20 protein-coding genes are annotated in these 23,229 nt (G+C 62.2%); 5 read left to right on the forward strand and 15 right to left on the reverse strand.

Annotated elements, in window-relative coordinates; translation table 11 throughout:
* Positions 1–256: 256 nt before the first annotated feature.
* Entirely contained in the window at positions 257–2,029 is a 1,773-nt protein-coding gene (locus M5C56_RS18165) for a sigma-54-dependent Fis family transcriptional regulator (protein ID WP_103496939.1), read from the forward strand.
* Between the two features lie 188 nt (positions 2,030–2,217).
* Positions 2,218–2,829 (forward strand): TetR/AcrR family transcriptional regulator, encoded by a 612-nt coding sequence (locus M5C56_RS18170; RefSeq protein WP_103496940.1) that lies wholly within the window; start codon positions 2,218–2,220, stop codon positions 2,827–2,829.
* Positions 2,830–2,853: 24 nt separating this feature from the next.
* Here M5C56_RS18170 and M5C56_RS18175 read toward each other — a convergent pair whose 3' ends face one another.
* The 3 genes from M5C56_RS18175 to M5C56_RS18185 form a co-directional block, all read right to left on the reverse strand.
* Entirely contained in the window at positions 2,854–3,957 is a 1,104-nt protein-coding gene (locus M5C56_RS18175) for a polyamine ABC transporter substrate-binding protein (RefSeq protein ID WP_103496941.1), read from the reverse strand.
* Between the two features lie 39 nt (positions 3,958–3,996).
* Positions 3,997–5,334: an alginate export family protein gene (locus M5C56_RS18180; RefSeq protein WP_103496942.1), complete on the reverse strand. Its 1,338-nt coding sequence runs from the start codon at positions 5,332–5,334 to the stop codon at positions 3,997–3,999.
* Positions 5,335–5,454: 120 nt separating this feature from the next.
* Positions 5,455–6,717 (reverse strand): serine hydrolase, encoded by a 1,263-nt coding sequence (locus M5C56_RS18185; protein WP_103496943.1) that lies wholly within the window; start codon positions 6,715–6,717, stop codon positions 5,455–5,457.
* A 244-nt stretch (positions 6,718–6,961) separates the two neighbouring features.
* Between M5C56_RS18185 and M5C56_RS18190 the strand changes: the two genes are divergently transcribed.
* A complete protein-coding gene (locus tag M5C56_RS18190) occupies positions 6,962–8,005 on the forward strand; it encodes an aromatic ring-hydroxylating dioxygenase subunit alpha (RefSeq protein WP_103496944.1) in 1,044 nt (347 codons plus the stop codon).
* Positions 8,002–8,952, forward strand: coding sequence for a PDR/VanB family oxidoreductase (locus M5C56_RS18195; RefSeq protein WP_103496945.1), 951 nt, complete (start codon positions 8,002–8,004; stop codon positions 8,950–8,952). Before M5C56_RS18190 ends, M5C56_RS18195 begins: the two co-directional genes overlap by 4 nt.
* 3 nt (positions 8,953–8,955) lie before the next feature.
* On the opposite strand, the gene M5C56_RS18200 is transcribed toward M5C56_RS18195, so the two are convergent.
* The 11 genes from M5C56_RS18200 to M5C56_RS18250 form a co-directional block, all read right to left on the reverse strand.
* Positions 8,956–9,786, reverse strand: a complete 831-nt coding sequence (locus M5C56_RS18200; RefSeq protein ID WP_103496946.1) for a phosphodiesterase — start codon at positions 9,784–9,786, stop codon at positions 8,956–8,958.
* A gap of 15 nt (positions 9,787–9,801) precedes the next feature.
* Positions 9,802–10,833, reverse strand: coding sequence for an ABC transporter ATP-binding protein (locus tag M5C56_RS18205; protein WP_103496947.1), 1,032 nt, complete (start codon positions 10,831–10,833; stop codon positions 9,802–9,804).
* The gene (locus M5C56_RS18210) at positions 10,830–11,624 is read right to left on the reverse strand and encodes an ABC transporter permease subunit (RefSeq protein WP_103496948.1); all 795 of its coding nucleotides are present in this window, start codon (positions 11,622–11,624) and stop codon (positions 10,830–10,832) included. The genes M5C56_RS18205 and M5C56_RS18210 overlap by 4 nt, the downstream gene beginning before the upstream one ends.
* Entirely contained in the window at positions 11,621–12,487 is an 867-nt protein-coding gene (locus M5C56_RS18215; protein WP_103496981.1) for an ABC transporter permease, read from the reverse strand. Before M5C56_RS18215 ends, M5C56_RS18210 begins: the two co-directional genes overlap by 4 nt.
* 3 nt (positions 12,488–12,490) lie before the next feature.
* Positions 12,491–13,495, reverse strand: coding sequence for an ABC transporter substrate-binding protein (locus M5C56_RS18220; protein WP_103496949.1), 1,005 nt, complete (start codon positions 13,493–13,495; stop codon positions 12,491–12,493).
* Positions 13,479–14,498 carry a LacI family DNA-binding transcriptional regulator gene (locus M5C56_RS18225; protein WP_103496950.1) on the reverse strand — a complete coding sequence of 340 codons (1,020 nt, stop codon included), beginning with the start codon at positions 14,496–14,498 and terminating at the stop codon, positions 13,479–13,481. Before M5C56_RS18225 ends, M5C56_RS18220 begins: the two co-directional genes overlap by 17 nt.
* A gap of 164 nt (positions 14,499–14,662) precedes the next feature.
* A complete protein-coding gene (locus tag M5C56_RS18230; RefSeq protein ID WP_103496951.1) occupies positions 14,663–15,373 on the reverse strand; it encodes a GntR family transcriptional regulator in 711 nt (236 codons plus the stop codon).
* A 111-nt stretch (positions 15,374–15,484) separates the two neighbouring features.
* On the reverse strand, positions 15,485–16,726 hold the full coding sequence (locus M5C56_RS18235) for a thiolase family protein (protein ID WP_103496952.1): 1,242 nt from the start codon (positions 16,724–16,726) through the stop codon (positions 15,485–15,487).
* Complete coding sequence (locus tag M5C56_RS18240; protein WP_103496953.1) at positions 16,723–18,606, reverse strand: feruloyl-CoA synthase; 1,884 nt, start codon at positions 18,604–18,606, stop codon at positions 16,723–16,725. Before M5C56_RS18240 ends, M5C56_RS18235 begins: the two co-directional genes overlap by 4 nt.
* A 13-nt stretch (positions 18,607–18,619) precedes the next feature.
* Complete coding sequence (locus M5C56_RS18245; RefSeq protein ID WP_103496954.1) at positions 18,620–20,068, reverse strand: aldehyde dehydrogenase; 1,449 nt, start codon at positions 20,066–20,068, stop codon at positions 18,620–18,622.
* Positions 20,069–20,159: 91 nt separating this feature from the next.
* Positions 20,160–20,990, reverse strand: coding sequence for a p-hydroxycinnamoyl CoA hydratase/lyase (locus tag M5C56_RS18250; RefSeq protein WP_103496955.1), 831 nt, complete (start codon positions 20,988–20,990; stop codon positions 20,160–20,162).
* Between the two features lie 211 nt (positions 20,991–21,201).
* On the opposite strand from M5C56_RS18250, the gene M5C56_RS18255 reads away from it, so the two are divergent.
* A complete protein-coding gene (locus M5C56_RS18255) occupies positions 21,202–21,690 on the forward strand; it encodes a MarR family transcriptional regulator (RefSeq protein WP_103496956.1) in 489 nt (162 codons plus the stop codon).
* 71 nt (positions 21,691–21,761) lie between these two features.
* Here M5C56_RS18255 and M5C56_RS18260 read toward each other — a convergent pair whose 3' ends face one another.
* Complete coding sequence (locus tag M5C56_RS18260) at positions 21,762–23,213, reverse strand: amidase family protein (protein ID WP_103496957.1); 1,452 nt, start codon at positions 23,211–23,213, stop codon at positions 21,762–21,764.
* Between the last annotated feature and the right edge of the window lie 16 nt (positions 23,214–23,229).

Raw genomic sequence — 23,229 nt, forward strand, 5'->3', positions numbered from 1 at the left:
CACCGCCTTGCTGAAGCGCTGAAGTCGTCTGCGTGGTGAAAGCACTAGAGCAAGGGCCATGCCGATTTCCGCCAGCGCGCCGTTCTTCAAGCCGCGAAGGCTCTGGCTTAGGGGTTCGCACGCAATACCCGCGGACAGGGCGATAGACCCGGCGAGCGTCCGATTCTGCGGCACTTGTCCAAATGATAAAGTTATGTTTAATAACTATTATTGCAGTTGATCATTTCGATCAGTCGACTCGCCCAGGGGCATAACAATGAAAAATCCCCATTCGCTGTTCCCGGATCTCGCGCTGTCGGAGGAACATTTCTCGCCAAGGGGCGACAGTACCCAACTGGCGGAGGGCAACTCACCGACCCTGGCCGAGCTGACCGAATGCCTGTTCTTCTCCCCGGTCGACGGACGCATCTGGCTCAATGATCAGCGCATGCTGCTCTTGCACAGCTCATCCTTCGGCGCACTGCGTCGGGAGATCATCGATCGCCAGGGACTGGAACAGACCCGTGGCCTGTTTACCCGCACCGGCTACCTGTCCGGCGCACGGGATGCCCGACTGATCCGCGAGCGCTGGCCGGACGCCGATGCCGCGGCGATCTTCTCCGCTGGCACACGCCTGCATACCCTTGAAGGCATGACCAAGGTCGAACCCCTGCACTTCAAGTTCGATGCCGACTCCGGTTTCTACGAAGGCGAGTTCCTCTGGCATCATTCCTGCGAAGCCGACGAACATATCGCCGCCTACGGGATCGGCCAGGACCCGGTGTGCTGGACCGAACTGGGCTATGCCATCGGTTATGTCAGTGGGCTGTTCGGGCGCCTGGTGATTTTCCGGGAAATCGAATGCCGGGGCATGGGCCACGAGACCTGCCGCGTGGTCGGCAAGACCGCCGAGCAATGGGGCGATGTCGAACAGGACCTGAGTTATCTCACCGCATCACCGACCCACGCCCCCTTCAAGCAGCATCAAGCCCCGGCACCAGCGCCCCAGGATGACAACGAGCTGTCCGGCGGCCCCAAACCCATTGGCGCCAGCGCGGCCTTCAATGCCGCCACCCTCGCCCTGCAACGCGTGGCGCCAACACCCGCAACGGTGCTGTTCAGTGGTGAGTCAGGGGTTGGCAAGGAGCTGTTTGCCCGTCAGTTGCACCAGTACAGCCCACGCCATCAGGCCGCTTTCGTAGCCCTCAACTGCGCCGCGATCCCGGACAATCTGATCGAGGCGGAGCTGTTCGGCGTCGAACGCGGCGCCTATACCGGCGCAACCCATTCGCGTCCCGGACGCTTCGAACGGGCCCATGGCGGCACCCTGTTCCTCGATGAAATCGCCAGCCTCAGCCTGCCCGGGCAAGGCAAGCTGTTACGTGCCTTGCAGGAGCGTGAGATCGAACGCATCGGTGGCGGTCAGCCGATCAAGGTTGATGTGCGAGTGGTGGCGGCGACCAACGTCGACCTGCGCAAAGCGGTAGCGGCTGGCGACTTTCGCGAAGACCTGTTCTACCGCCTGAACGTCTTCCCCATCACCCTGCCGCCGCTGCGTGAGCGACGCGACGATATCCCGTTGCTGATCAATGCGTTCCTGCGGCGCTTCTGCCAGGACTACGGACGCAAGCCTGCCGGGCTGACCATGCGCGCGCTCAAGGCGCTGCTGCGCTACGATTTCCCCGGCAACGTGCGGGAACTGCAGAACCTGGTGGAGCGCGGCCTGATCGCCAGCGAAGATGGCCAAGCCATCGACCTGGTCCACCTGTTTCGCAACGAGCCCATCCCCCAGGAGCTCTACTCCCTGGACAACAATGGCAGCCTGGCGGCCAGCAACCAGAATCCCACCGGCACACAGCCGCGTGCGGCCTTGCTGGAAACCTTGAGCCGGCTGGAGCAGGGTTTCTCCATCGAAGGACTGGAGTCACGCCTGATCGACGAAGCGCTGCAACACAGCGCGGGCAATCTGGCGGCGGCGGCGCGCTTGCTGGGGTTGAGTCGGGCGCAGTTTGCCTATCGCCTGAAGAAGTACCAACAGGCATCGGCCTGACCCAGGCCGCGCCTCTATATTCCACCACCCGAAGTGGCCCCGGTTCGCGCCGGAACCGGCTCATTGAAAACCCCGTGCCGGGCCTGGAGGGCATGTGCGGTTAAGCTTTATTTAATAAAGTATTTTTGCGACAAAGATAATCGATTATCCTGCTGGCTTTCGTGCCCGCCTAATTAAAAGGACCTCCCGTGACTGGACTGCGTGAACGCCAGAAAGTCCTACGCCGCCAGGCCATCAGCAAAGCCGCAGTGGAGCTGTTCGAGCGCCAGGGTTTCCAGAACACCACCATCGAGCAGATCGCCAACCAGGCCGGGGTCTCGGCACCCACGGTGTTCAAGTATTTCGGCAACAAGCAGGAAATCATCCTGGAAATCCTGCACGACGCCGACCAGCGCGCCCTCAAGGACACCCGCAGCCAGATCCCCGAAATGGACGATCCGGTCGACACCTTGTGCTACCTGGAACAGCTCTTGACCCGCTACGCCCTGGAAGTGATGCACCCCAGTCTCTGGCGCGAACTGCTGCCGCTGATCCTGTTTGGTGGCGACAATGAACTGCCCGAAGGCTACCGTGCCATGAACGATGCGTTGCGCTCGGAAATCAGTGGCCTGCTCAGGGACCTGCAACAGGCCGGCAAGCTGCGCGGCGACCTCAACGTCGAGACCGCCGCCTTCCTGCTCAATGACTATGCGCACCTTCAACTGCTGCGGCTGGTCAATCAGGAGCCGCCAGACATGGCGTCTCATTCCAGCCAGGTCCGGCGCATCACCGCCCTGCTCTTCCAGGGCATGCACGCCTGAGTCGAGACCCGGCAGCCAGGCTGTTCAGCGATTGGTCTTGATGCTCGTCCAGGTGCGGGTGCGGATCCGCTCCATGGCTGCTGGCATGGGTTGCAGGGCGAACAGCGTTTTACGCGCCTCGTCCGGCACATACATATTGGGGTTGTTACGGATATCGGCATTCACCAATGCGGTGGCGTCCTTGTTCGGGTTGGGGTAACCGATCTTGTTGCTGATCCGGGCGATCACATCCGGTCGCAGGATGTAGTTGATGAACGCGTGGGCCTCCTTGGCATCCGGCGCGTTGACCGGTACCACCATCACATCCGACCACATGGGCGCACCTTCCTTGGGCAATGCCATCTCGACCTTGACCCCCTTGCCAGCGGCATCGGCCAGTTGCTTGGCCAACGCTACGCCACCCGACCAGCCCACTGCGACGCAAATATCACCATTGGCCAGATCCATGCCGTAGCGCGACGAGTTGAAGTAGGTGATGTAAGGGCGAATTTTCATCATCGCCGCCTGGGCCTGCGGGTAGTCCTCACGCTTCTGGCTGTTGGGATCGAGGCCCTTGTAGTGCAAGGCGATGGGCACGATCTCGTTGGCCGCATCGAGAAAGCCGACGCCGCAACCGGCCAGTTTGGCGAGGTTCTCTTCCTTGAAGATCATGTCCCAGCTGTTCATCTGCACATTGGCGCCCAGGACCTGCCGCACCTTGTCGACGTTGTAGCCGATCAACGTGGTGCCCCACAGGTAAGGAACCGCGTAGCGATTGCCCGAGTCTCCCACGGCCTCCAGGGACTTCATGAACTCCGGGTCCAGGTGCTGCCAGTTCGGCAGTTGGCTGCGCTCCAGGGGTTCGATGGCACCCGCGGCGATCAGGTGACTCAGGTTGGAACTACTCGGGAAAACCACGTCGTACCCGGAGTTGCCGGTCAGTAGCTTGGACTCCAGGGTCTCGACACTGTCGAACACATCGTAAATCGGGCGGATGCCCGTTTCCTCCTGGAAACTCTTCAGGATCTCAGGCGGCAGGTACTCGATCCAGTTGTAGATCCGGACAGTCCGCTCTTCAGCCAGGCACAAACCACTGGCCGACAACGAAACGACAGCACCCAGCAAGGTGTTACGCAAAAGACGGTTCATGATGAAACACTCCAGCGCGGCCGCAAAGGCTCGCGGCACTTAGTAGCGGTAGGTGAAATACAGTTCCAGCGCGCTGAACTTCTGATCGTCGCCGAACACCTGCCTGGCTGCCGCCAGCGGCTTGACCCAGTTATAGGACAGCGAGGTGGACAGCGATTTCGACGCAGCCCAATCGAGGAAGACGACGCTCTCGTCGGCAAAGCATCGATCACTGACCGCCGCGCCCATGTAGTTTTTTTCATCCAGCCAGAACTGGTAGTGGATCGCGCCGAGGGTCAGGGCTTCGTTGAGGTGGGTCTTGAGCGAGAACTGTTGAACGTTTTCGTTACTGTTGAACAGCAGGTAGTTGCCGACCACGTCGCCAATCAGCCAGGTGCTCCAATCGACAAAGCCCTTGCTCAAAGGGTCCCAGGCTTTCTGACGGTTATCGGAAAGGTTGTTGTCGCCGGAAAAGCTCGCATAGCGATAGCCGATCACCGGGGTCAGTGGCAAGGTGTTGAAGGCATAATCCGCCTGGCCATACCAGGCATTGGCATCGTAATCCACGCCTTCGCCACTGCCCCGCTCCAGGGCGTATTCGCCATTCAGGGTCAGGTTCGCCACACCCGGGACTTTCGCATTGAGCGCCCTGAGGTTATACACCAGCATCCCGTCACGGCGTCGCGGCAGGGTACTGCCCCTGGGCCCCAGCGCATTGACCCTCATCGCCATGGCCCCCAACGTCACCTGATCGTCGAGGTTGTAATCCAGGTTGACGCCGGTCATGCGGAAGTCCCCCAGATCGTCATCGGTGCGCAAGGTGAAAGCCTGGGCTTTCAGGGAGGCATGGTCCCAGGCCAGGATCGCCGAATCCCTGAAGGCCGTCCTGGGACCCAGCCAGTAGGCGCCGTCCTTTTTCTGGTCGAGGTTACCGTCCATGACGATGAAGCCGGTGCCGATCAGGTAATTCTGGCGACCGGCAGTGAACGTCCACTCGCCACGGCGAAAACCGCCGTAGAGTTCTTCTGTCGCCACCTTACCGTCGGAACTGCGGGTGAAACCACCAGCGTCACCATCACCCAAGGTCTTCGCCGCTACCAGAGAGCCGCCGGCCAGCAGGCTGAAATCCGGCTGCACCGCATACTCCAGCTTGACCCCGGGTTTCACGTAGAACTCCTGCCAGTCAATGCTGCTACCGCCGTTCCGGCCGTTACGCATATCAATCCGGCCGCTACCGAAATTGACATTGCGAGTGAAAAGCGTCGCTGCGCCGGCGGTGAGATTGACCTCCCCCTTGAGGTCGCCATCCTCGAAGGTGTAGCCCGCCATCGCCGCCTGGGTAGCCAGGGGTAGCCCGACCGCCAATAGCGCGCGTGAAAAACGCATCGTGGGAAACATAGTGAAGCTCCTGTGTGATTTATTGTTGTTACAGGGCAGTTGAGCGGCGGCGCAGTACGCCGCCAAGACCCCTTCGGGTCGGGTGAAGCGATTCGCAACGTTGTTGTTTTAAAGCGGTGCTCAACGACTCAGATGGCCGGCGATGGCGCGCAGCATGCGCACGCTGTCGGCATCGAATGGGCCGACGGCATCGGGCAGTGATGACTGCTTGACGATCACCACGCCGGATGGCTTGTCGATGAACAGGTATTGGCCATGAATACCACCGGCCATGAGCGCCTGACTGTGGTCGTTGAAGACGTACCACTGGCTGCGATAGGACGCGCCGGGTGTCCATCTGGAGAACTCGGGGTTCGCGGCGTAGATCGCCGGATCGGAACCGCCGACGATGCACGCGATGGCCTCGCTCGAGAGCAACTGCCGGCCGTCCTGCTGCCCCTCATTGGCCAAAAGGCGGCCGAACCGTGCCATGTCCCGCAGGGTGGCGCTGAAACCGGCCCCCGCCACACCACGGCCCCAGGGATCGGCCATGAAGTAGCCGTCGCGCTCACACCCCAACTGGCTCCAGATGCCTTGCAGCAACTGGTCGCAGGACTTGCCCGAGGCGCGCTCCATCACCCAGGCCAGGGCTTCGGTGGTGGCGGTCACATAGTGGAAAAAACCACCATGTTCACCGCGCTTTCGCAGGGACGGCAGGTACTGGTAAAGCGACTCGAACTGAGCGTACTGCGGCGGGGTCGGCTGGAAACCGCAGGCGTAGCCATACTGTGAACTCTCGGAATTGGGGTCGTCATAGACCTCGCTGTATTCGATGCCCACGGCCATGTCGAACAGCTGCCGCACGCTGGCATCGGCAAACGCGCCGCCCAGCAGCTCCGGCACGTAATGCACCGCGGGCAATGCCGGGTCGAGGGTGCCCTCGCAGACCAGTTGCTCCCCAAGGGTGCCGATCAGCGACTTGGTAACCGAGAACATGACATGCCGATCCCGGCGCTGCTGGCCGTTGAAGTACCGCTCGAAGAGCACCGTGTCGCCTTGCATCACCAGGAATGCGTCGGTGTGACTGGCCACCAGGTGATCGATGACGCTGATGCCCAGGCCGCATTCACTGACGAAACTCAGCTCATCCAGCGCCAGTGGCGCCTCCTTCAAGACACCGGTCGTACCTGGGTTGGCCTGCACATCGATGGACGGACGCAGGCGTGCCAGGTTGCGAAACCCCCACTGGTTGAACGGCGGGCTCATCCAGTTGGACCAGGTGACGCGATGTTCCGGTTCGGCCGGAAAACCTTGCATGAGTGACGACGCGACAGGTCCGTCGGCTGAAGACTCATTGGCCTCGACATAAAGACTGGCCAGCAAAGGCAGGTGGTTCTGACTCATGGGGTTGCCCCTGGAAATGACTCTGCGTGAGAGCAGATGCAGGAGAATAATTAACCAAGACTATTTATTTAGTCAATAAAATAATTAATAAGGTTAATTAATGCCTTGGCGCTGTGCGGTTCAGGCGTGCGTCAAACGATCCAGTGGATCCATTGAAAAGTAAAAAGCATTTTTTGTTTGACTTTAATCGCACAAAACAATCCTAATGGATCCACTAAATACAAAAAAAGCTGGGAGAATCGCCATGTATCTCAAGAACACCTGGTACGTCGCCTGTACGCCTGATGAACTCGACAAGCCCCTGGGCCGTCAGATCTGTGGTGAGAAGATGGTTTTTTACCGTGGCCATGAAGGCCAGGTGTCGGCCGTCGAGGACTTCTGCCCCCATCGCGGCGCTCCGCTGTCACTGGGATACGTCGAGAACGGCCAACTGGTGTGCGGTTATCACGGCCTGGTGATGGGTTGCGATGGCAAGACCGTGGAAATGCCGGGGCAGCGGGTCCGGGGATTCCCCTGCAACAAGACCTTCGCCGTGGTCGAGCGCTACGGATTTGTCTGGGTCTGGCCCGGCGATCAGGAGCAGGCCGACGCCGCGCTGATCCCTCATCTGGAATGGGCGATCAGCGACCAGTGGGCCTATGGCGGAGGCCTGTTTCATATCCAGTGCGACTACCGCCTGATGATCGACAACCTGATGGACCTGACCCACGAAACCTACGTGCATGCATCCAGCATCGGCCAGAAGGAAATCGATGAGGTCGCGCCGATCACCACGGTCGAGGGCGACGAGGTGATCACCGCCCGCCACATGGAAAACATCCTGGCACCGCCCTTCTGGCGCATGGCCCTGCGCGGCAACAACCTGGCCGATGATGTGCCGGTTGACCGCTGGCAGATCTGCCGCTTCAGCCCCCCCAGTCATGTGCTGATCGAAGTCGGCGTCGCCCACGCCGGCAAAGGCGGTTATCACGCCGATCCGCAGTTCAAGGCGTCGAGCATCGTCGTCGACTTCATCACCCCGCAAACCGAGACCTCGATCTGGTACTTCTGGGGTATGGCACGCAACTTCAACCCCCGGGACGAAGCCCTGACCGCGAGCATCCGCGAGGGTCAGGGCAAGATTTTCAGCGAAGATCTGGAGATGCTCGAACGCCAGCAACAGAACCTGCTCGACCATCCCCTGCGTAACCTGCTCAAGCTCAATATCGACGCCGGCGGCGTGCAGTCGCGCCGAGTCCTGGAGCGTCTGATCGCCCGGGAACGAGCCCCACGGGAGTCACTGACATGATCGAAGTGCGAGTGGTTTCGCGCCACGACGAAGCCCAGGACATCTGCAGCTACGAGTTGGCCAGTGTCGACGACCAACCACTGCCGGCCTTCAGCGCCGGCGCCCATATCGATGTGCATCTGCCTGGCGGCCTGATCCGACAATACTCCCTGTGCAACCACCCCGAAGAGCGCCATCGTTACCTGATCGGCGTACTCAAGGACCCGGGTTCCCGGGGCGGCTCACGGGCCATGCACGAGCAGATCCGGCCTGGTACGCGCCTGTCGATCAGCGCGCCGCGCAATCTGTTTCCACTGGTCCATGAGGCCAGGCGCAGCCTGCTGTTCGCCGGTGGAATCGGCATTACCCCGCTCCTCTGCATGGCCGAACGCCTGGCACACAGCGGCGCGGATTTCGAACTGCACTACTGCGCCCGTGCGCGGGACCGCGCGGCCTTTATCGAACGGTTGCAACACTCGCCGTTTGCCCACCGGGTGTTCCTGCATTTCGATCAGGAACCCGAGACGGCGCTGGACGCCGCCAAGGTCCTGGCCGCGCCCGAAGACGACGTTCATGTGTATGTGTGTGGCCCCGGTGGCTTTATGCAGCACGTGTTGGATACGGCCAAGGCCTCGGGCTGGCAGGAGCCCTGCCTGCATCGCGAGTACTTCGCCGCCGCGTCCATCGACACTGGCGCCGACGGCAGCTTCTCGATCAGGATCGCCAGCAGCGGCCAAACCTTCGAGGTGCCTGCCGACAAGAGCGTGGTGCAGGTGCTGCAAGACAACGGTATCGAGATCGCCATTTCATGCGAACAAGGTATTTGTGGCACCTGCCTGACTCGGGTTCTGGAGGGCGTGCCGGAACATCGCGATCTGTTCCTCACCGAAGATGAACAAGCCGCCAACGACCAGTTCACCCCTTGCTGCTCGCGTTCGAAAACGCCACTGCTGGTGCTCGATCTCTAGTTATCAGTCAATCAATCCATTTGCGTCATAAAACGGATACGGCCCGGGATACTCACCAAACACGCCGTTATGGGTCACCAACGCCTGCTCATGCCAGTGATGCAACAGATACCCCGGCGGTTCCAGGTTGAAATGCGCCGGGGCGGTGGGCTGCAGATCCAGCACGATTTGATGTGAGGTACCGGGGCACACACAAATCAGGCTGCCGCCGAAACGCCGCTGCATCGGCCGATGCAGGTGTCCGCACAACAACCGCTCGACCTGCGGGTGACGGGCAATGAGCCCCTCCAGGGCCATCGCGTTGATGAACGGCTCGCGGTCCATATGGCCAATGCCACTGATAAACGGCGGATGATGCAGGATCAACAGCGTCGGCGCCTCGGGGCGACGGGCCAGTTGTTCGTCGAGCCAATGCAACTGACGGTCCTGCAACTGGCCGCCATGGGCGCCGGGTATGCTCGTGTCCAGACCGATAAGGCGTAGCGGATGCTCCTCGACCACCCAATCCAGTGGTTCACCGGCCACTCTCGGCCAGTAGGTGTGATCGGCGAATGCCGCCAACAAATGCTCCCGATTGTCGTGGTTACCGGGCACCAGGTAGAAAGGCATGTGCAGGCGCGCGAGCTCAGGGTGCAGCACGGCATATTCGTCGGGGCGACCGAAGTCCACCAGGTCGCCACTGATTACCACAATATCCGGGCGCGGCCGGCTGGCGTTCAGATGATCGACAGCACGACGCAATGCACCGAGGGTATCGACGACGCCATAGGTCAGTTTCTGACCGGCTTTAAGATGCAGATCGCTGATCTGCGCAACGAGAAATGGACGGTTCAAAAGACTGATCTCTGATCACTGATGCAGGGTGAACAACACTTGTGGTTCGATGGCCAAGGCAAGCATGGCGCCGGCCCCGTAAATCACGCCATCGGTGCAGTCCACCAACAACGGCTGGGGGGCGCCGACATCCACCAGCAGACGGCTTTGCGCCCCCTGGAAAAACTGGCCGACAAGACGTCCACGTAGATGCCCCTGGCAGTCCATCACCCGCAGATGTTCGGGGCGGCAATACACGGTGGCGGGCAGACGGGTGCCGCTCCATGGCAATTCACCGCCACTGACTTTCAAGCCATCGGTCGTGCGCTCGATCACCGAAAAAGCATTGAGGTTGCCCACGAAGCTGGCGACGAAAGCATTGGCTGGCTGCTGGTAGATTTCCCGCGGACTGGCCAACTGCGCGACGCGGCCCTGCTCCATCACCAAAATGCGATTCCCCAACGCCATGGCTTCGCCCTGGTCGTGGGTAACGAACACGGCGGTGATTCCCAGGCTGCGCAACAGCTGATCCAACTCGCTGCGCAAGCGCTCACGCAACTGCGCATCCAGCGCCGCCAAGGGTTCGTCGAGCAGCAACACCCGAGGCCGCGGTGCCAGGGCACGGGCCAGTGCGACCCGCTGGCGCTGACCGCCGGACAGCTCGTGAATACTGCGTTTGCCATGCTCATCCAGGCCGACCAGCTCCAGCAGTTCCGCGCAACGCTTGTTGCGTTCGGCGGGCGACATGCCGCGAATTTTCAGGCCGTAGCTGATGTTGCCGGCCACATCCAAATTCGGAAACAAGGCGTAGTTCTGGAACACCATGCCCACGTTGCGGCGCTCGATGGGCAGGTGCGTGACATCATCGTCGCCCAAAAGAATCCGCCCTGCATCTGGGCGTTCCAGACCGGCGATCAGGCGCAGGGTAGTGGTTTTACCGCAGCCGGACGGGCCAAGAACCGCCAGGGTTTCCCCCGCCTCGATGCTCAGGTCCAGGTCATGCACGGCAACGGTGCCATCAGCGAACGCCTTGCGACAACCCTCAAGGCGAATGGTGGTTCCGGTCATCGTTTTTCTCCACGGGAAAGACGGCTGCTGATGGCCTGCAGCGCGATAAGCAGCGGCACGATCATCATCAGAAATATAAGGGTGTAGGCGCTGGCGACTTCCAGCCGGGCCGAGGCATAACTGTCGGCCAAGCCCACCGGCAATGTCTTGGTCATCGGCGTGTGGAGCATCCAGGTCAGGTTGAACTCACCCAACGACAGGGTGACCACCATCAACACCCCGGCGAGAATCCCCGCCCGGCAGTTGGGCAGCACCACACTGAAGAAACGCCGGATCGGCCCCGCGCCCAGGCTCGCCGCCGCCTCTTCCAGGACCGGTAGATGCTGGCGTTGCATCACCGCCATCACCGGGCGCACCAGAAACGGCAGGGTGAACAGCACATGGCCGACCAGAATGAACAACCAACTGCTGCGAAACTCGCCAAACTGGCCATAGGTCAGCAACAACGCCAGCGCGCTGGCCAGGCCGGGCATGGCGACCGGCAGCACCATCAGTTCCTCGAACGCGCGACTGAAGCGATTGTCCATCCGTACCAGCGCATAAGCCGCCGGCACGCCAACCACACAGACACACAGCGCACAAGCCACGGCCAGTTCCAGGGACAGCCAGACGGTCGGCGAATAAGCCTGCCAGACTTGCACCAGCCAGGCGAACGTGAGGCCGCTGGATATCCCCTGGAAATAATTACGCGTCACCCCGGCCAGCAGTGACATCAGCACCGGGACCAGCATGAAAGCGCAAACCAGCAAGGTAAACAGCAGTTGCCCGACAAACAGCGTTGAGCGCTTCACAAGACCGTCCTCGAAGGTTTGACCAACGTACGGGCCAGCAACAAAACGATCCAGGTCAGCACGCCCAACACCACCGACAGCGCGGCGGCCAGCGCAAAATTGGCGTAGTTGGTGAACACGTTGTAAATCGCTACCGGCGTTACATTCAGCCGCGTGCCCAGCGTAAACGCCGTGCCGAAGGCGCCCATGGACGTGGCAAAGCAGATCGCCCCGCATGAGACCAGCGCCGGCGCCAGGCCGGGCACGATGACATCACAGACCACTCGCCAATGACCCGCGCCCAGTGAATGGGCGGCTTCTTCCAGGCTGCGATCCAGGCTCTCACACGCCGCCATCACCGTAAGGATCACCCGCGGAATCGAGAAGTACAGGTAGCCGACGAACAGCCCTGTCAGCGAGTAGGCAAAAATCCAGCGCTCACCCGCCAGCTCAAGACCAAGGCTGGCGAACAGCCCTTGGCGGCCGGCCAGCAGGATGACCAGAAAGCCGACCACCACGCCGGGAAACGCCAGTGGAAAGGTCAACAAGGCGACCAGGGCCGAACGGCCGAAGAAGCGCTGGCGCGAGAGAAACACCCCGCTGACGCCGCCCACCAGCAGCGCCGCGAGGGTCACCACCAGGGCCAGCATGCAGGTCTGCGCCAGACTGCCCAGGTATTGTGCACTGCTCAGCACCTGCCAATAGCCGCTGTCACTGCCATCGCGACTTTGCCCACCCAGCATAATCAGATGCGCCAGTGGCAGTAACCAGAACGCGAACAGCACGGCGGCCGCCGGCGCCAGCGCCCAGGCAGCGGTCGGCCGCAAGCGTGGCACCAAGGTCCAGACCGAGCGACCTTCCCGGGCTTTGACTTGCGAAGCCATCACTTACTTGACCTCACTCAGATAACGTGCGGAAAAGACTTCCTGCACCGCCGCCATATGTTCGTAATCGACCACGCCAGCCCGGGCATAATCGCTGTCCGGCAGGAACTGTGCGGCGACGTCCGCAGGCATCTTTATCGCTCGCACGGGCCGCAGGTAGGCCTTGGCCCACAACGCCTGGCCTTGATCGGACAGGACGAAATCCAAGACCTTCTCGGCATTGGCCCGATGCGGGGCATTGCCGACCATGCTCATGACGTAAGGCACGCTGATGCTGCCTTCCTTGGGAATCACAAACGCAACGTTGGCATTGTCCTTGTAGCGCGCTCGATAAGCGTTGAAGTCGTAATCGACCAGAATCGGCAACTCACCGGACAACACCCGGGCGTAGGCCGTCTGCTTGGGCACGATGGGTGCGTTTTTCGCCAGTTTCTGGAAGTAATCGATGGCTGGAGCGAAGTTATCCAGGTTGCCGCCCATGGCTTGGTTGATGGCCACCGCCGTCACGTAACCGACGAACGCACTGGATGGATCGAGGTAGCCCACCATGCCTTTGTATTCCGGTTTGAGCAGGTCGTTCCAGCTTTGTGGCACGGGCAGGCCACCCAGCGCATCGACGTTGACCATGATGCCCAACGTGCCGGAATGAATCGCAAACCAGTGACCTTCCGGGTCTTTCAGTCCACTGGGAATCTGCTCCCAACCCTTGGGTTTATAGGTACCAACCACCCCGGCCTTTTGCGCCTGCAAGCCGAAGGTGACGCCGTAATACACCACGTCAGCCACCGGGGCGGCCTGTTCGGCGACCAATTGCGCCAGTGACTGACCGGAGTTTTTGTTGTCTTGCGGAACCTGCACGCCAGTCGTATCGGCAATCGCCTTCAGTTGGGTGCCCCAGTCCGCCCACTCCGGCGGGCAGTTGTAGCAGATGGCCGTTTGCGCGGCTTGCGCCAGGTTGACCACGCCGCACAGCAGCAAAGCGGCCAGGGTTTTACTGATGCGGATCATCAAATGTCTCCTCGTAGGGCTGAGTACTTTCGCCTGGCCGGATATGACAAGGCAGGCAATGGGAAGCCGGTGCGGCGCCGGCGATCTGCGCCAGCAACTGATCGATCACGGTATAAGCCAGCGTCGCGATGGGTTGAACGACACTGCACAATGTCGGGTGTATCTGGGCGCCCAGGGCGATGCCGTCAAAGCCGATGACCGAGAGCTGCCGAGGTACGTTCCAGCCGTTACGTCGCAGTTGCGCAATCAGGCTGATTGCCAGCAAATCGTTGGAACAGACCAGCGCACTGAGCGCTTGCGGGCCATGTAGAAACGGCTCGATAGCGGCAAAGTCAGCCTGGGTATGGGCGGGCATTTCGATCACTGGCAAACGGTCGAGACCGGCCTCACGCATCGCATCGCAATAACCGGCGTAACGCAGGCGAGCGCGGTCGGACTGCAAGGCGGGCCCCGCGACCATGCCGATCCGCCAATGCCCCGCTTCCAGCAGATAACGGGTCGCCAGCGCCATGCCCGCGCGGTTATCCACGGACACGCTGCTGTGGTCAGGATTGCCGGGTTGGTGGTAGGCCAGTACAAAGGGCGTGTCTTCCCTGGCAAGGCTTTGCAGTACCCGGCTCCGATCGGCATCCGTGACCGTCAGGACCAGACCATCGACGCGCTGACGCAACAATTCCTCGACCACCGCGCTTTCACGTTCGCTGCTGTAGTCGGTGGTTGCCAGCAACAGGTTGTAACCGCGTAAGCGCGCAGCGCGCTCCATCGCCTGGAATTGCTCGGCGAACACCGGGTTGAGCAGATTGGGAACCACAACGCCAATCAGTTTGGTGGTTTGCAGACGGAGTTGGCGGCCGAGACGATTGGGCCGAAAACCCAGTTCACGCGCTGCGGCGAATACTTGTTCTCGAGTCGCGGGACGCACCACTTCAGGGGAGGCAAAGGCTCGCGCCGCAGTCGCCCGCGAAACACCGGCCAGTTGTGCAACCTCTTTCAAATCAGTCATTTTTGCTCGCTTGAGATCGATCTCATTGAGAGCGACATTACTCAAGGGACATGGCGTTTTCGCGATCAAAAAATGACAATTGGATGTCAGGCTCCCCTCGCCCACCTCGACTCCGTCCGAGGTCAGTGCTCAGGTGTCCATCAGTGCAGCCGGCAAGGCTGGAATCAGGAGCGGAGAATAACCTTCATCCGCTCTTCGGCCGCCGCCGAGCCGAAGATCTCGGCATAGCGCAACGTGGCGTTGGCGTGCTCGCGCATGATGGCTTCGGCACGCGCGCCCTGGCGGTTGACCAGCGCATCGAACACCGAATGGTGCTGCATGTGCGCATAGTTGAAACGCCGGTACTCGCGAACCATATCGTCACGGTCAACCGCCAGGGCGGTCACCGAGGCGAAAGGCAAATGGTCGTTGCGCGCCAGGGCGTCGGCGATGGCCGGGTTGTGGCTGCCTTCGACGATCACCTGGTGAAAACGCATGTTGAGATCGTGATAGAGCTCAAGGTCCTCGATGGTCACGAACCCTTTGTCGAACAGTTGATCACCTTGCGACAGGCACTGTTCAAGGCTCGCCCGGGCCTCGTCCGAAAGCCCCCGCTCGGCGGTCTGGCGTGCCGCCAGGCCTTCGAGCACGCCCCGCACTTCGACCGCACCGGCAATATCATCGGGATTGACGGAGCGCACCTGAAACCCGCGCCCGCCAAAACGCACCAACAGGCCTTCCTGCTCCAGCGTGCGGAACGCCATGCGCACCGGCATCCGCGAGACGCCGAAAAGCTCCGCCGTGGGATTTTCCATCAGCCGTTCGCCAGCCGCCAATTCGCCGGAGGCGATCATCTTGCGCAGCGCGACCAGCACCGTTTGACCGGGCTTACTCATCCAGGCAACTTCCAGAAAGGTGGGTTGCCATAGTAACGCAAGGTCTGGGCTGACTGCAGGGCGCTGTTTACGGATCGGGCTGCATACCGGCAAAGGCAGCGATGCCTTGCTTCAGCCTTGATACTCGGGATTTTCGATCAGCAAAGCCATGCCCTGCCCGCCGCCGACACACGCCGCCGCGATGCCATAACGCAGATTGCCCTCGCGCAACTGCCTGGCCAGGCTCAGCACCAAGCGCAAACCACTGGCGGCCAAGGGGTGGCCCAAGGCGATCGAGCCACCCCGTCGGTTGAGTCGGTCGCCATCCAGCCCCAGCACCTGGGCCACGGCCAGTACCTGGGCCGCCTGCGCCTCGTTGATTTCCAGCAAGTCGATATCGGCCAGGGCCAGCCCGCTGCGCTGCAGCAGCAACTGGATCGCCGGCGCTGGCCCTATGCCCATGAATTCCGGCGCCACACCTACCACGGTACTGGCCAGCAAATGGGCCAGCACCGGACGAAAAGCCCAAGACGCTCGCCCCACCAGCGCCGCCGCCGCGCCATCGACCAGCGCGCAACTGTTGCCGGCCGTTTGCACACCGCCATCATGCACCGAGCGCAAGCGGCTCAAGGCCGTCAGATCGGTAGGCCGCGGGTGACTGTCCCGCGTCACCCGCTCCACGCCCCGCGGCAACTGGATACTCCGTGCCTGATAGCCAGCCAGCTCAAAGCGTTCATTGCCCAGCGCCACCAGCTCAGGTGTAAACCAGCCGTCCGCCTGAGCCTGCAGCGCCAGTTGATGACTATCCAGCGCATAACGATCCACCACCTCACGACTCAGGCCATAGCGCTGGGCCAGGTTATCGGCGGTGGCAATCATATCCAGACCCGGCGCCGGGTCGTAGAGCGCTTCCCAGAGAAAGTCCTTGAACTCCACGGCGGCACCGAGGCGGAAACCGTCGCGGTGGACATAGGCGGCAATCGGATTGCGCGACATGGATTCAGCCGCCACGCACAGGGCCAACTGCACACCGTCGTCCAACTGCCTGGCGGCCTGGTGCAAGAGCTCGAAGCCGGTGGCGCAGATGCGCTGCACCGCCAGCGCCGGGATCCCTTGCGGCACGCCACTGTAAAGGCCGATATGGCGGGGCAGCAGGTAGGCATCGAAACTGGCCTGGGCCATGGAACCGGCGAGTACGCTGTCCACCGCTGTCGGATCGATAGCGGCGCGGGCCAGCACCTCGCGCCCGACCTTGATCCCCAGGTCGATCGGCGAGACCTGGGCCAAGGCCCCGCCGAGATCGACCCAGGGCGTGCGCAGGGCTTCGAAAATCGCCACATCGCGAAAACTCGAATACTGCCCCACGCTGTTCACGGTTGAGATCCGGCACGCAGGATGGAAGGCTCTTCGCCGCGATACAGCGCTTCGACCTTGGCGGCGCGCCACTGCAACACCGCACGCTGATTGATCGAGCCCTTGTCGGTGATTTCACCGCGATCGATGGAGGCCGGTTCATCGAGCAGCGCGATCCATTCCAGGCGGCTGGCATTACCGGTGGCATCGCGGTTGAGCCGTTGCAGCCAGTCGCTGAACCACAGGCGCACAGGCACGCTGGCCAGGACCTCGACATCGCTGGCCTGCGGACTCAAGGCGGCCAGACGTCGACACTCATACAAGCGCGGAAAGACCAGCGCCCCCAGGCACTCGCGATCCGGCGCGGCCACCACCAGGTCCTGGACATAGGGCGAACCTTCGAGCACCGCGCGATTGCGCAAGGGGCCGACACTGACAAAGACCCCGGAAGACAACTTGAAGTCCTCGGCAATCCGCCCGTCGAACATCAGGCCCAGTTCCGGGTCTCGCGGATCCGCGAGCTTGAGGGCATCGCCGGAACAGTAGAAGCCCTGCTCATCGAAGACTTCGGCGGTCTGCTGCGGCGCGCGCCAGTAACCCGGCATGATGTGCGGCCCGCGAAAACGCCCCTCCAACTTGCCATCCACCGGCACCAGGCGCACCTCACAACCAGGCGCCGGCAAGCCGATGTACCCGGCCATGGACAACGGCCCGGTGGTGAAGGTGCAGGACGGCGCCGCCTCGGTCATGCCAAGCCCGGCCATCATGCGAATACGTTCACCACAATGCGCTTCGGCAACCCGGTCCAGGCGGTCCCAGATCCGCTGGGACAATCCGGCGGCGGCGAAAAAGAACAGTTTCATGCGCGAGAAGAAACATTCGCGCAACTCAGCGTCCTGCTCCAGGGCGCTGACCAGTTCCTCCCAGCCCTTGGGCACGGTCAGGTAGGCGGTGGGCGACACGTCCTTGAGGTTGCGCAGTGTTTCGGCAAAGCCCTGGACGGTGGGCTTGCCGTCGTCCAGGTAAAAGGTCCCGCCGTTGTACAGCACGATACCGACATTGTGGCTGCCGCCGAAGGTGTGATTCCACGGCAGCCAGTCCACCAGCACCGGCGGTTCTTCGCCAAACACCGGGAAGGTCTGCAACAGCATCTGCTGGTTGGCGCAGAGCATGCGCTGGGTCGTGACCACCGCCTTGGGCAGCTTGGTGGAACCCGAGGTAAACAGAAACTTGGCGATGCTGTCGGGCCCGGTGGCGGCGAACGCCGCTTCGGCTTCGGCCGCGCCGGGTTGTTGCAGCAAGCTGGCAAAGCGGCTCTGTCGGCGCCCCGGCATCTCGCCACGGACGCTGATCAGTGGCGTCTCGACCGGTAACACGGCGTCTATCGCGCGCTGGAAGGCGGCGACATCACTGACGAACACCAACCCCGGCTGCAACAGATCGCAGACATGCCGCAGCTTGGCGAAATCCTGCGACAACAACGAATAGGCCGGAGAGATCGGGCAATAGGGAATACCGGCGTACATGGCCCCCAGCGCAATCTGCAGATGCTCGATGTCGTTACCCGAAAGGATCGCCAGCGGCCGCTCGGCCGAAAGACCATAACCCAGCAGGCCCTGGGCAATGGCGCGGACGCTGTCGAGCATCTCGGCGTAACTCACCCGCCGCCAGCCACCGCCATCCTGACGCGCCGCGATAAAGGTCTGTTGCGGACGTACCTCGGCCCAATGCACCAGGCGATCGAGCAAACGCCTGGGCAACTCGGCCAGGGGTTCGAGGGAGCGCATGGACAGGATGCCCTGCTCTTCGCTGACCTCGACCGCTGGATGGCCGATGGACACTTGGCGATAACGCGGCGTACTGGCCTCGGTCCGGGGCGCTGATCTGAATTCTGAACTCATGGGTTTGTCCTCCTCAGATCGGGTAGTGCCGAGGTCCGTTCTGCAACGTCACCCAGCGCAACTGGGTGAAATGCTCGATGGCCGCCCTGCCGCCAAAACTGCCGTAGCCGCTGGACTTGACCCCGCCGAAGGGCATCTGCGCCTCATCGTGCACGGTCGGGCCGTTGATATGACAGATACCCGATTCGACCCGCTGGGCCAAGGCCAGGGCGCGACCGGTGTCACGGCTGAAGATCGCCGCCGACAGGCCGAACTCGGAATCGTTGGCCAGGCGCAGCAGTTCTTCATCGCCATCACCACGCAGCACCACGGCCACCGGACCAAAAGACTCTTCGCGGTACAGGCGCATGGCATCGGTGACACCGTCAAGCAAGGTCGGCTGCAAGATGCTGCCCTCCAATTGACCGCCGGCGAGCAGCGTGGCGCCCTTGTCGAGGGCATCGTCGATCAACAACTTGATGCGCTCGCCGGCACTGGCGTCCACCAGGGAACCGAGTACGCAATCCCCGGCGTCGGGGTTGCCCGCCGGCAAGGTGGCGATCTTCGCCACCAACCGGGCGACAAAGGCATCGGCGACTTTGACATCGACGACCAGGCGCTCGGTGGACATGCAGATCTGCCCCTGGTTGAAGAAGGCGCCGAAGGCCGCGGCCTCCACCGCCGCGTCCAGGTCGGCATCCGCCAGCACCAGAAATGGCGCCTTGCCACCCAGCTCCAGCAACGCCGGCTTGAGATGACGCGCCGACAGTTCGCCGACGATGCACCCGACATGGGTCGATCCGGTGAAATTGACTCGCCGTACCGCCGGGTTGGCGATCAGCCGCTCGACAATCGCGGCGGCATCCCGCGGCGCGTTGCTGATGACGTTGACCACCCCATCACCGAGGCCGGCGTCCTGTAACACCTGGCCAATCAACCGATGCACCGCCGGGCTCAGTTCCGACGCCTTGAGCACCACCGTGTTGCCACAGGCCAATGGCATGGCAATGGCCCGGGTGGCGAGGATCACCGGGGCATTCCAGGGGGCGATGCCCAGTACCACGCCGCACGGTTGGCGCAGGGCCATGGCGAAGCTGCCGGGGACATCGGAGGGAATGACTTCGCCATTGATCTGGGTGGTCATGGACGCGGCTTCACGCAGCATATTGGCCGCCAGATGCACATTGAAGCCATACCAGTTGGCCATGGCGCCGGTCTCGCCGGCCGCCGCGATGAATTCCGCGCTGCGGGCCTGCAACTGCTCCGCCGCTCGTAACAGGCGGGTACGTCGTTCATTGGGAGCCAGGGCCGCCCAGCTCGGGAAGGCCGCCTTGGCCGCAGCCACGGCAGCGTCGGCATCTTCCAGGGTGGCGGCGGCAACCCGCGACACCACCTCACCGGTCACCGGATGACGCCGTTCGAAGGTTCGACCGTCTCGGGCGGGGCACGACTGGCCGCCGATCAGCAGGGGCACGTCCAGCATGGTGATTCCTCTTTATTGTCATTATCGGGAATACGTTCAAGCGGCATGGGCGCGGCGCACAACCGGATGCGCCGGCTGCGCGCCACGTGTTTCAGCGCTTATACGCCTGCAAGCCGGGCTTGATGCTCTTGTCGTCGAGAAACTGCTTCATGCCCTGCTCGCGGCCGCCCTCGGTATCCAGCAGGCGCGACTGATCGAGCTTGGCGTACAGGTAATCCTCGTTCTGCTCCCAGGTCAGTTCGCGGCAGCGCTTGAAACCGTGCTTGGCGGCCCGCAGGACCACCGGGTTTTTCTCCAGCAGGTTGCGCGCCAGCGCCACGGTGACTTCACGCAACTGCGCCAGCGGCACACTTTCGTTGACCAGCCCCATCTCGGCGGCTTTCTTCCCGCCAAAGGTCTTGCCGGTCATGATGTAGTACAACGACTGGCGATGCCCCACCGTATCGGCCATGGCTTTGCTCACCAGGTTGCCCGGCGGGATGCCCCAGTTGATTTCCGAGAGACCGAAGGTCGCCTCGTCGGCGCAGATCGCCAGGTCGCAGGCCACCAGCGGGCTGAAGCCACCACCGAAGCACCAGCCGTTGACCATCGCGATGGTCGGTTTGGTGTACATGCGCAGCAGCTTCCATTGCCATTGTGAGGCTTCGCGGCGGATTTTTTCCTGGAGGATCTCCGGGCCGGCATCCACTTCGCGAAAGTACTCCTTGAGATCCATGCCGGCGGTCCAGGCTTCACCGGCCCCCGTCAGCACCAGCACCCCGGCGGCAGGATCCTGCTCCAGGGTCTCCAGCACATCGACCATTTCCCGGTTCAGGGTCGGGCTCATGGCATTGCGTTTTTCTGGACGATTGAGAATCACCCAGGCAATGCCTTCCTCGATTTCGACCTTGACGGTAGTCCAGCGACCTTCGTAATTGCTCATGGCGGGCTCTCTTGTTCTGGGCTTGAAGATGAGTAAAAACTAAACCTGAAAATTAGTTATGTCAATTAACCATTAACAAAATTAACTTGATTGCTTTTAACCCTGAACATTGTGTGGTGCCTGGACATCTGCAAGAGATCATGGCTATCCCCGAGCAACCACGGCAAACTAGATAGTCTTCTTAACCTCCTGCCTGAGGATCCATCCCGCAATGGCCAAGTCTTCCAAGATTGCCGCCGCCCCCGAGCCCCCTGCCGAGAACGCCGAAACCCAAGCGCCACTGGACTCCGCCCTGGACGACCTGATCGGTTATGCCATGCGTCGGGCGCAGTTGAAGCTGTTCCAGAACCTGATCGAGCGACTCTCGGCCCACGATTTGCGGCCGGCGCAGTTCTCGGCCCTGGCGATCATCGACCAGACGCCCGGGCTGATGCAGGCCGACCTGGCCAAGGCACTGGCCATCGAACCGCCCCAGGTGGTGCCGCTGCTGAACAAACTGGAAAGCCGGGCGCTGGCGGTGCGGGTGCGCTGCAAGCCGGACAAGCGTTCCTACGGGATTTTTCTCAGCAAGGCCGGCGAGACCCTGCTCAAGGAGCTGAAACAGATCGCCACCGAGAGCGATCTGGATTCCACCTCCGCCCTCGACAGTCAGGAGCGCGAAGAACTGCTCAGGCTGCTGAAGAAGGTCTATCAGCAGTAGCCGCTGACGCCGGCACACCTGAGGCACACCCTGGAAACCGCGCCCTACGTCGACTCCAGCGGTTTACCGGCTTAGCGCAGGCAGGCATTCACCGGCGGCACCCGCTGGCGCCAGGGCCGGGCCTGCTCCAGCTGCGCGGCCAGGGCCAGCAAGGTCGCCTCCTCGCCAAAGCGCCCGGCGAAGTGCGCTCCCATGGGCAAGCCTTGCGCACTCCAATGCAATGGCACCGACATTGCCGGCTGCCCGCTGGCATTGAACAGCGCGGTAAACGGTGAGTAGCTGTGGAAGTGCTCGATCAATTCATCAAGGCTCAAGCTGGCGTCCCGCAGATCCAACTCACCAATCGGTACCGGCTCACGGGTCAGGGTCGGGCTGAGGATCAGATCGTAATCTTGCATGAACAGCGCCAATTGCCGGCCAAGGGCATGGATCCACTCGACCGCCGCCGCGTATTGCGCGCCGCTGACCCCACCCTTGTCGCGCAAAATGATGCGCGTACGGATCTCCAGCTCTTCAGGCTGTACAGGGGCACCACGCATCCTCCCCAACAAATCGACGTAGTTTTGCGTGCTGGCACCGATGATAGTGAACACCTGGTCGAGAAACTCGGGCAGCACCACCGGCAACCGAGCTGGCTCCACCCGGTGCCCCAGGGACTCACACAGGCTCGCGGCCTGATGCACCGCCGCCAGACTCTCCATGGAGGTCGGCCAGGGCCCGAGCTGATCCACCAGGGCGATGCGCAATGGCCGTGGCGCCTGCTCGAGGGCCGTCACATAAGGCCGTGCCTGCAACGGCGCGGCATAGGGCGCCCCCTGATCGATTCCGGCCGTGGCATCGAGCAACCCCGCGCTGTCACGCACCGACAAGGTGATGCAGTGGTTGGTCCCCATGCCCGCCCAGCCCTCGCCGATCAGCGGTCCGGAGGGCAGCAAGCCACGGCTGGGCTTGAGCCCGAAGACCCCGCAACAGGACGCCGGCACGCGCAACGAGCCGCCGCCGTCATTGCCATGGGCAAAAGGCACCACCCGTGCCGCCACCAACGCCGCCGCCCCGCCGCTGGAGCCGCCGGCGCTGTGTCGGGTACTCCACGGGTTGCGAGTCGCGCCGAAGCGCGTCGACTCGGTGGAATAGGAGGTACCGAACTCCGGTGCCGTGCTGGTGCCGACAATCAGGCAACCGGCGTGGCGCAGGCGGGTCACCACCTCAGACTCGAAATCGGCACGCGCCGCGCCCAGGGCCAGCGAACCATTGGTCATCGCCGCTCCCCGTACCGGTGCGAACAGGTCCTTGATCAAGGTTGGTACACCGGCAAACAGCCCCTCCCGCCCCCCGGGCTCGAGCGCCGCTTCGCGGGCCTGCTCGTAGAGCCGCTCTGCCACCGCATTGAGCTGGGGCTCGACCCTCTCCAGACGTTCGATCACCGCATCGAGCAGTTCCACCGGCTGCACGTCGCCGCACCTGACCAACGCGGCCAGGCCGCTGGCGTCTTCTTTGTCCAACAGTTGCTGGATATCTTGCATGCTTGATACTCCGACT

The sequence above is a fragment of the Pseudomonas sp. MWU13-2862 genome, from assembly GCF_023242495.1.
Classification (GTDB): domain Bacteria; phylum Pseudomonadota; class Gammaproteobacteria; order Pseudomonadales; family Pseudomonadaceae; genus Aquipseudomonas; species Aquipseudomonas gingeri_D.

Bases quoted from the DNA above. Each gene is read 5' to 3' on its own strand.
- M5C56_RS18185 (WP_103496943.1), bottom strand. From the start codon at position 6,717: ATGAGTCAGAACCACCTGCCTTTGCTGGCCAGTCTTTATGTCGAGGCC.
- M5C56_RS18250 (WP_103496955.1), bottom strand. From the start codon at position 20,990: ATGAGCAATTACGAAGGTCGCTGGACTACCGTCAAGGTCGAAATCGAG.
- M5C56_RS18175 (WP_103496941.1), bottom strand. From the start codon at position 3,957: ATGAACCGTCTTTTGCGTAACACCTTGCTGGGTGCTGTCGTTTCGTTG.
- M5C56_RS18220 (WP_103496949.1), bottom strand. From the start codon at position 13,495: ATGATCCGCATCAGTAAAACCCTGGCCGCTTTGCTGCTGTGCGGCGTG.
- M5C56_RS18225 (WP_103496950.1), bottom strand. From the start codon at position 14,498: ATGACTGATTTGAAAGAGGTTGCACAACTGGCCGGTGTTTCGCGGGCG.
- M5C56_RS18215 (WP_103496981.1), bottom strand. From the start codon at position 12,487: ATGGCTTCGCAAGTCAAAGCCCGGGAAGGTCGCTCGGTCTGGACCTTG.
- M5C56_RS18260 (WP_103496957.1), bottom strand. From the start codon at position 23,213: ATGCAAGATATCCAGCAACTGTTGGACAAAGAAGACGCCAGCGGCCTG.
- M5C56_RS18165 (WP_103496939.1), top strand. From the start codon at position 257: ATGAAAAATCCCCATTCGCTGTTCCCGGATCTCGCGCTGTCGGAGGAA.
- M5C56_RS18205 (WP_103496947.1), bottom strand. From the start codon at position 10,833: ATGACCGGAACCACCATTCGCCTTGAGGGTTGTCGCAAGGCGTTCGCT.
- M5C56_RS18195 (WP_103496945.1), top strand. From the start codon at position 8,002: ATGATCGAAGTGCGAGTGGTTTCGCGCCACGACGAAGCCCAGGACATC.
- M5C56_RS18190 (WP_103496944.1), top strand. From the start codon at position 6,962: ATGTATCTCAAGAACACCTGGTACGTCGCCTGTACGCCTGATGAACTC.
- M5C56_RS18230 (WP_103496951.1), bottom strand. From the start codon at position 15,373: ATGAGTAAGCCCGGTCAAACGGTGCTGGTCGCGCTGCGCAAGATGATC.
- M5C56_RS18245 (WP_103496954.1), bottom strand. From the start codon at position 20,068: ATGCTGGACGTGCCCCTGCTGATCGGCGGCCAGTCGTGCCCCGCCCGA.
- M5C56_RS18180 (WP_103496942.1), bottom strand. From the start codon at position 5,334: ATGTTTCCCACGATGCGTTTTTCACGCGCGCTATTGGCGGTCGGGCTA.
- M5C56_RS18255 (WP_103496956.1), top strand. From the start codon at position 21,202: ATGGCCAAGTCTTCCAAGATTGCCGCCGCCCCCGAGCCCCCTGCCGAG.
- M5C56_RS18240 (WP_103496953.1), bottom strand. From the start codon at position 18,606: ATGAGTTCAGAATTCAGATCAGCGCCCCGGACCGAGGCCAGTACGCCG.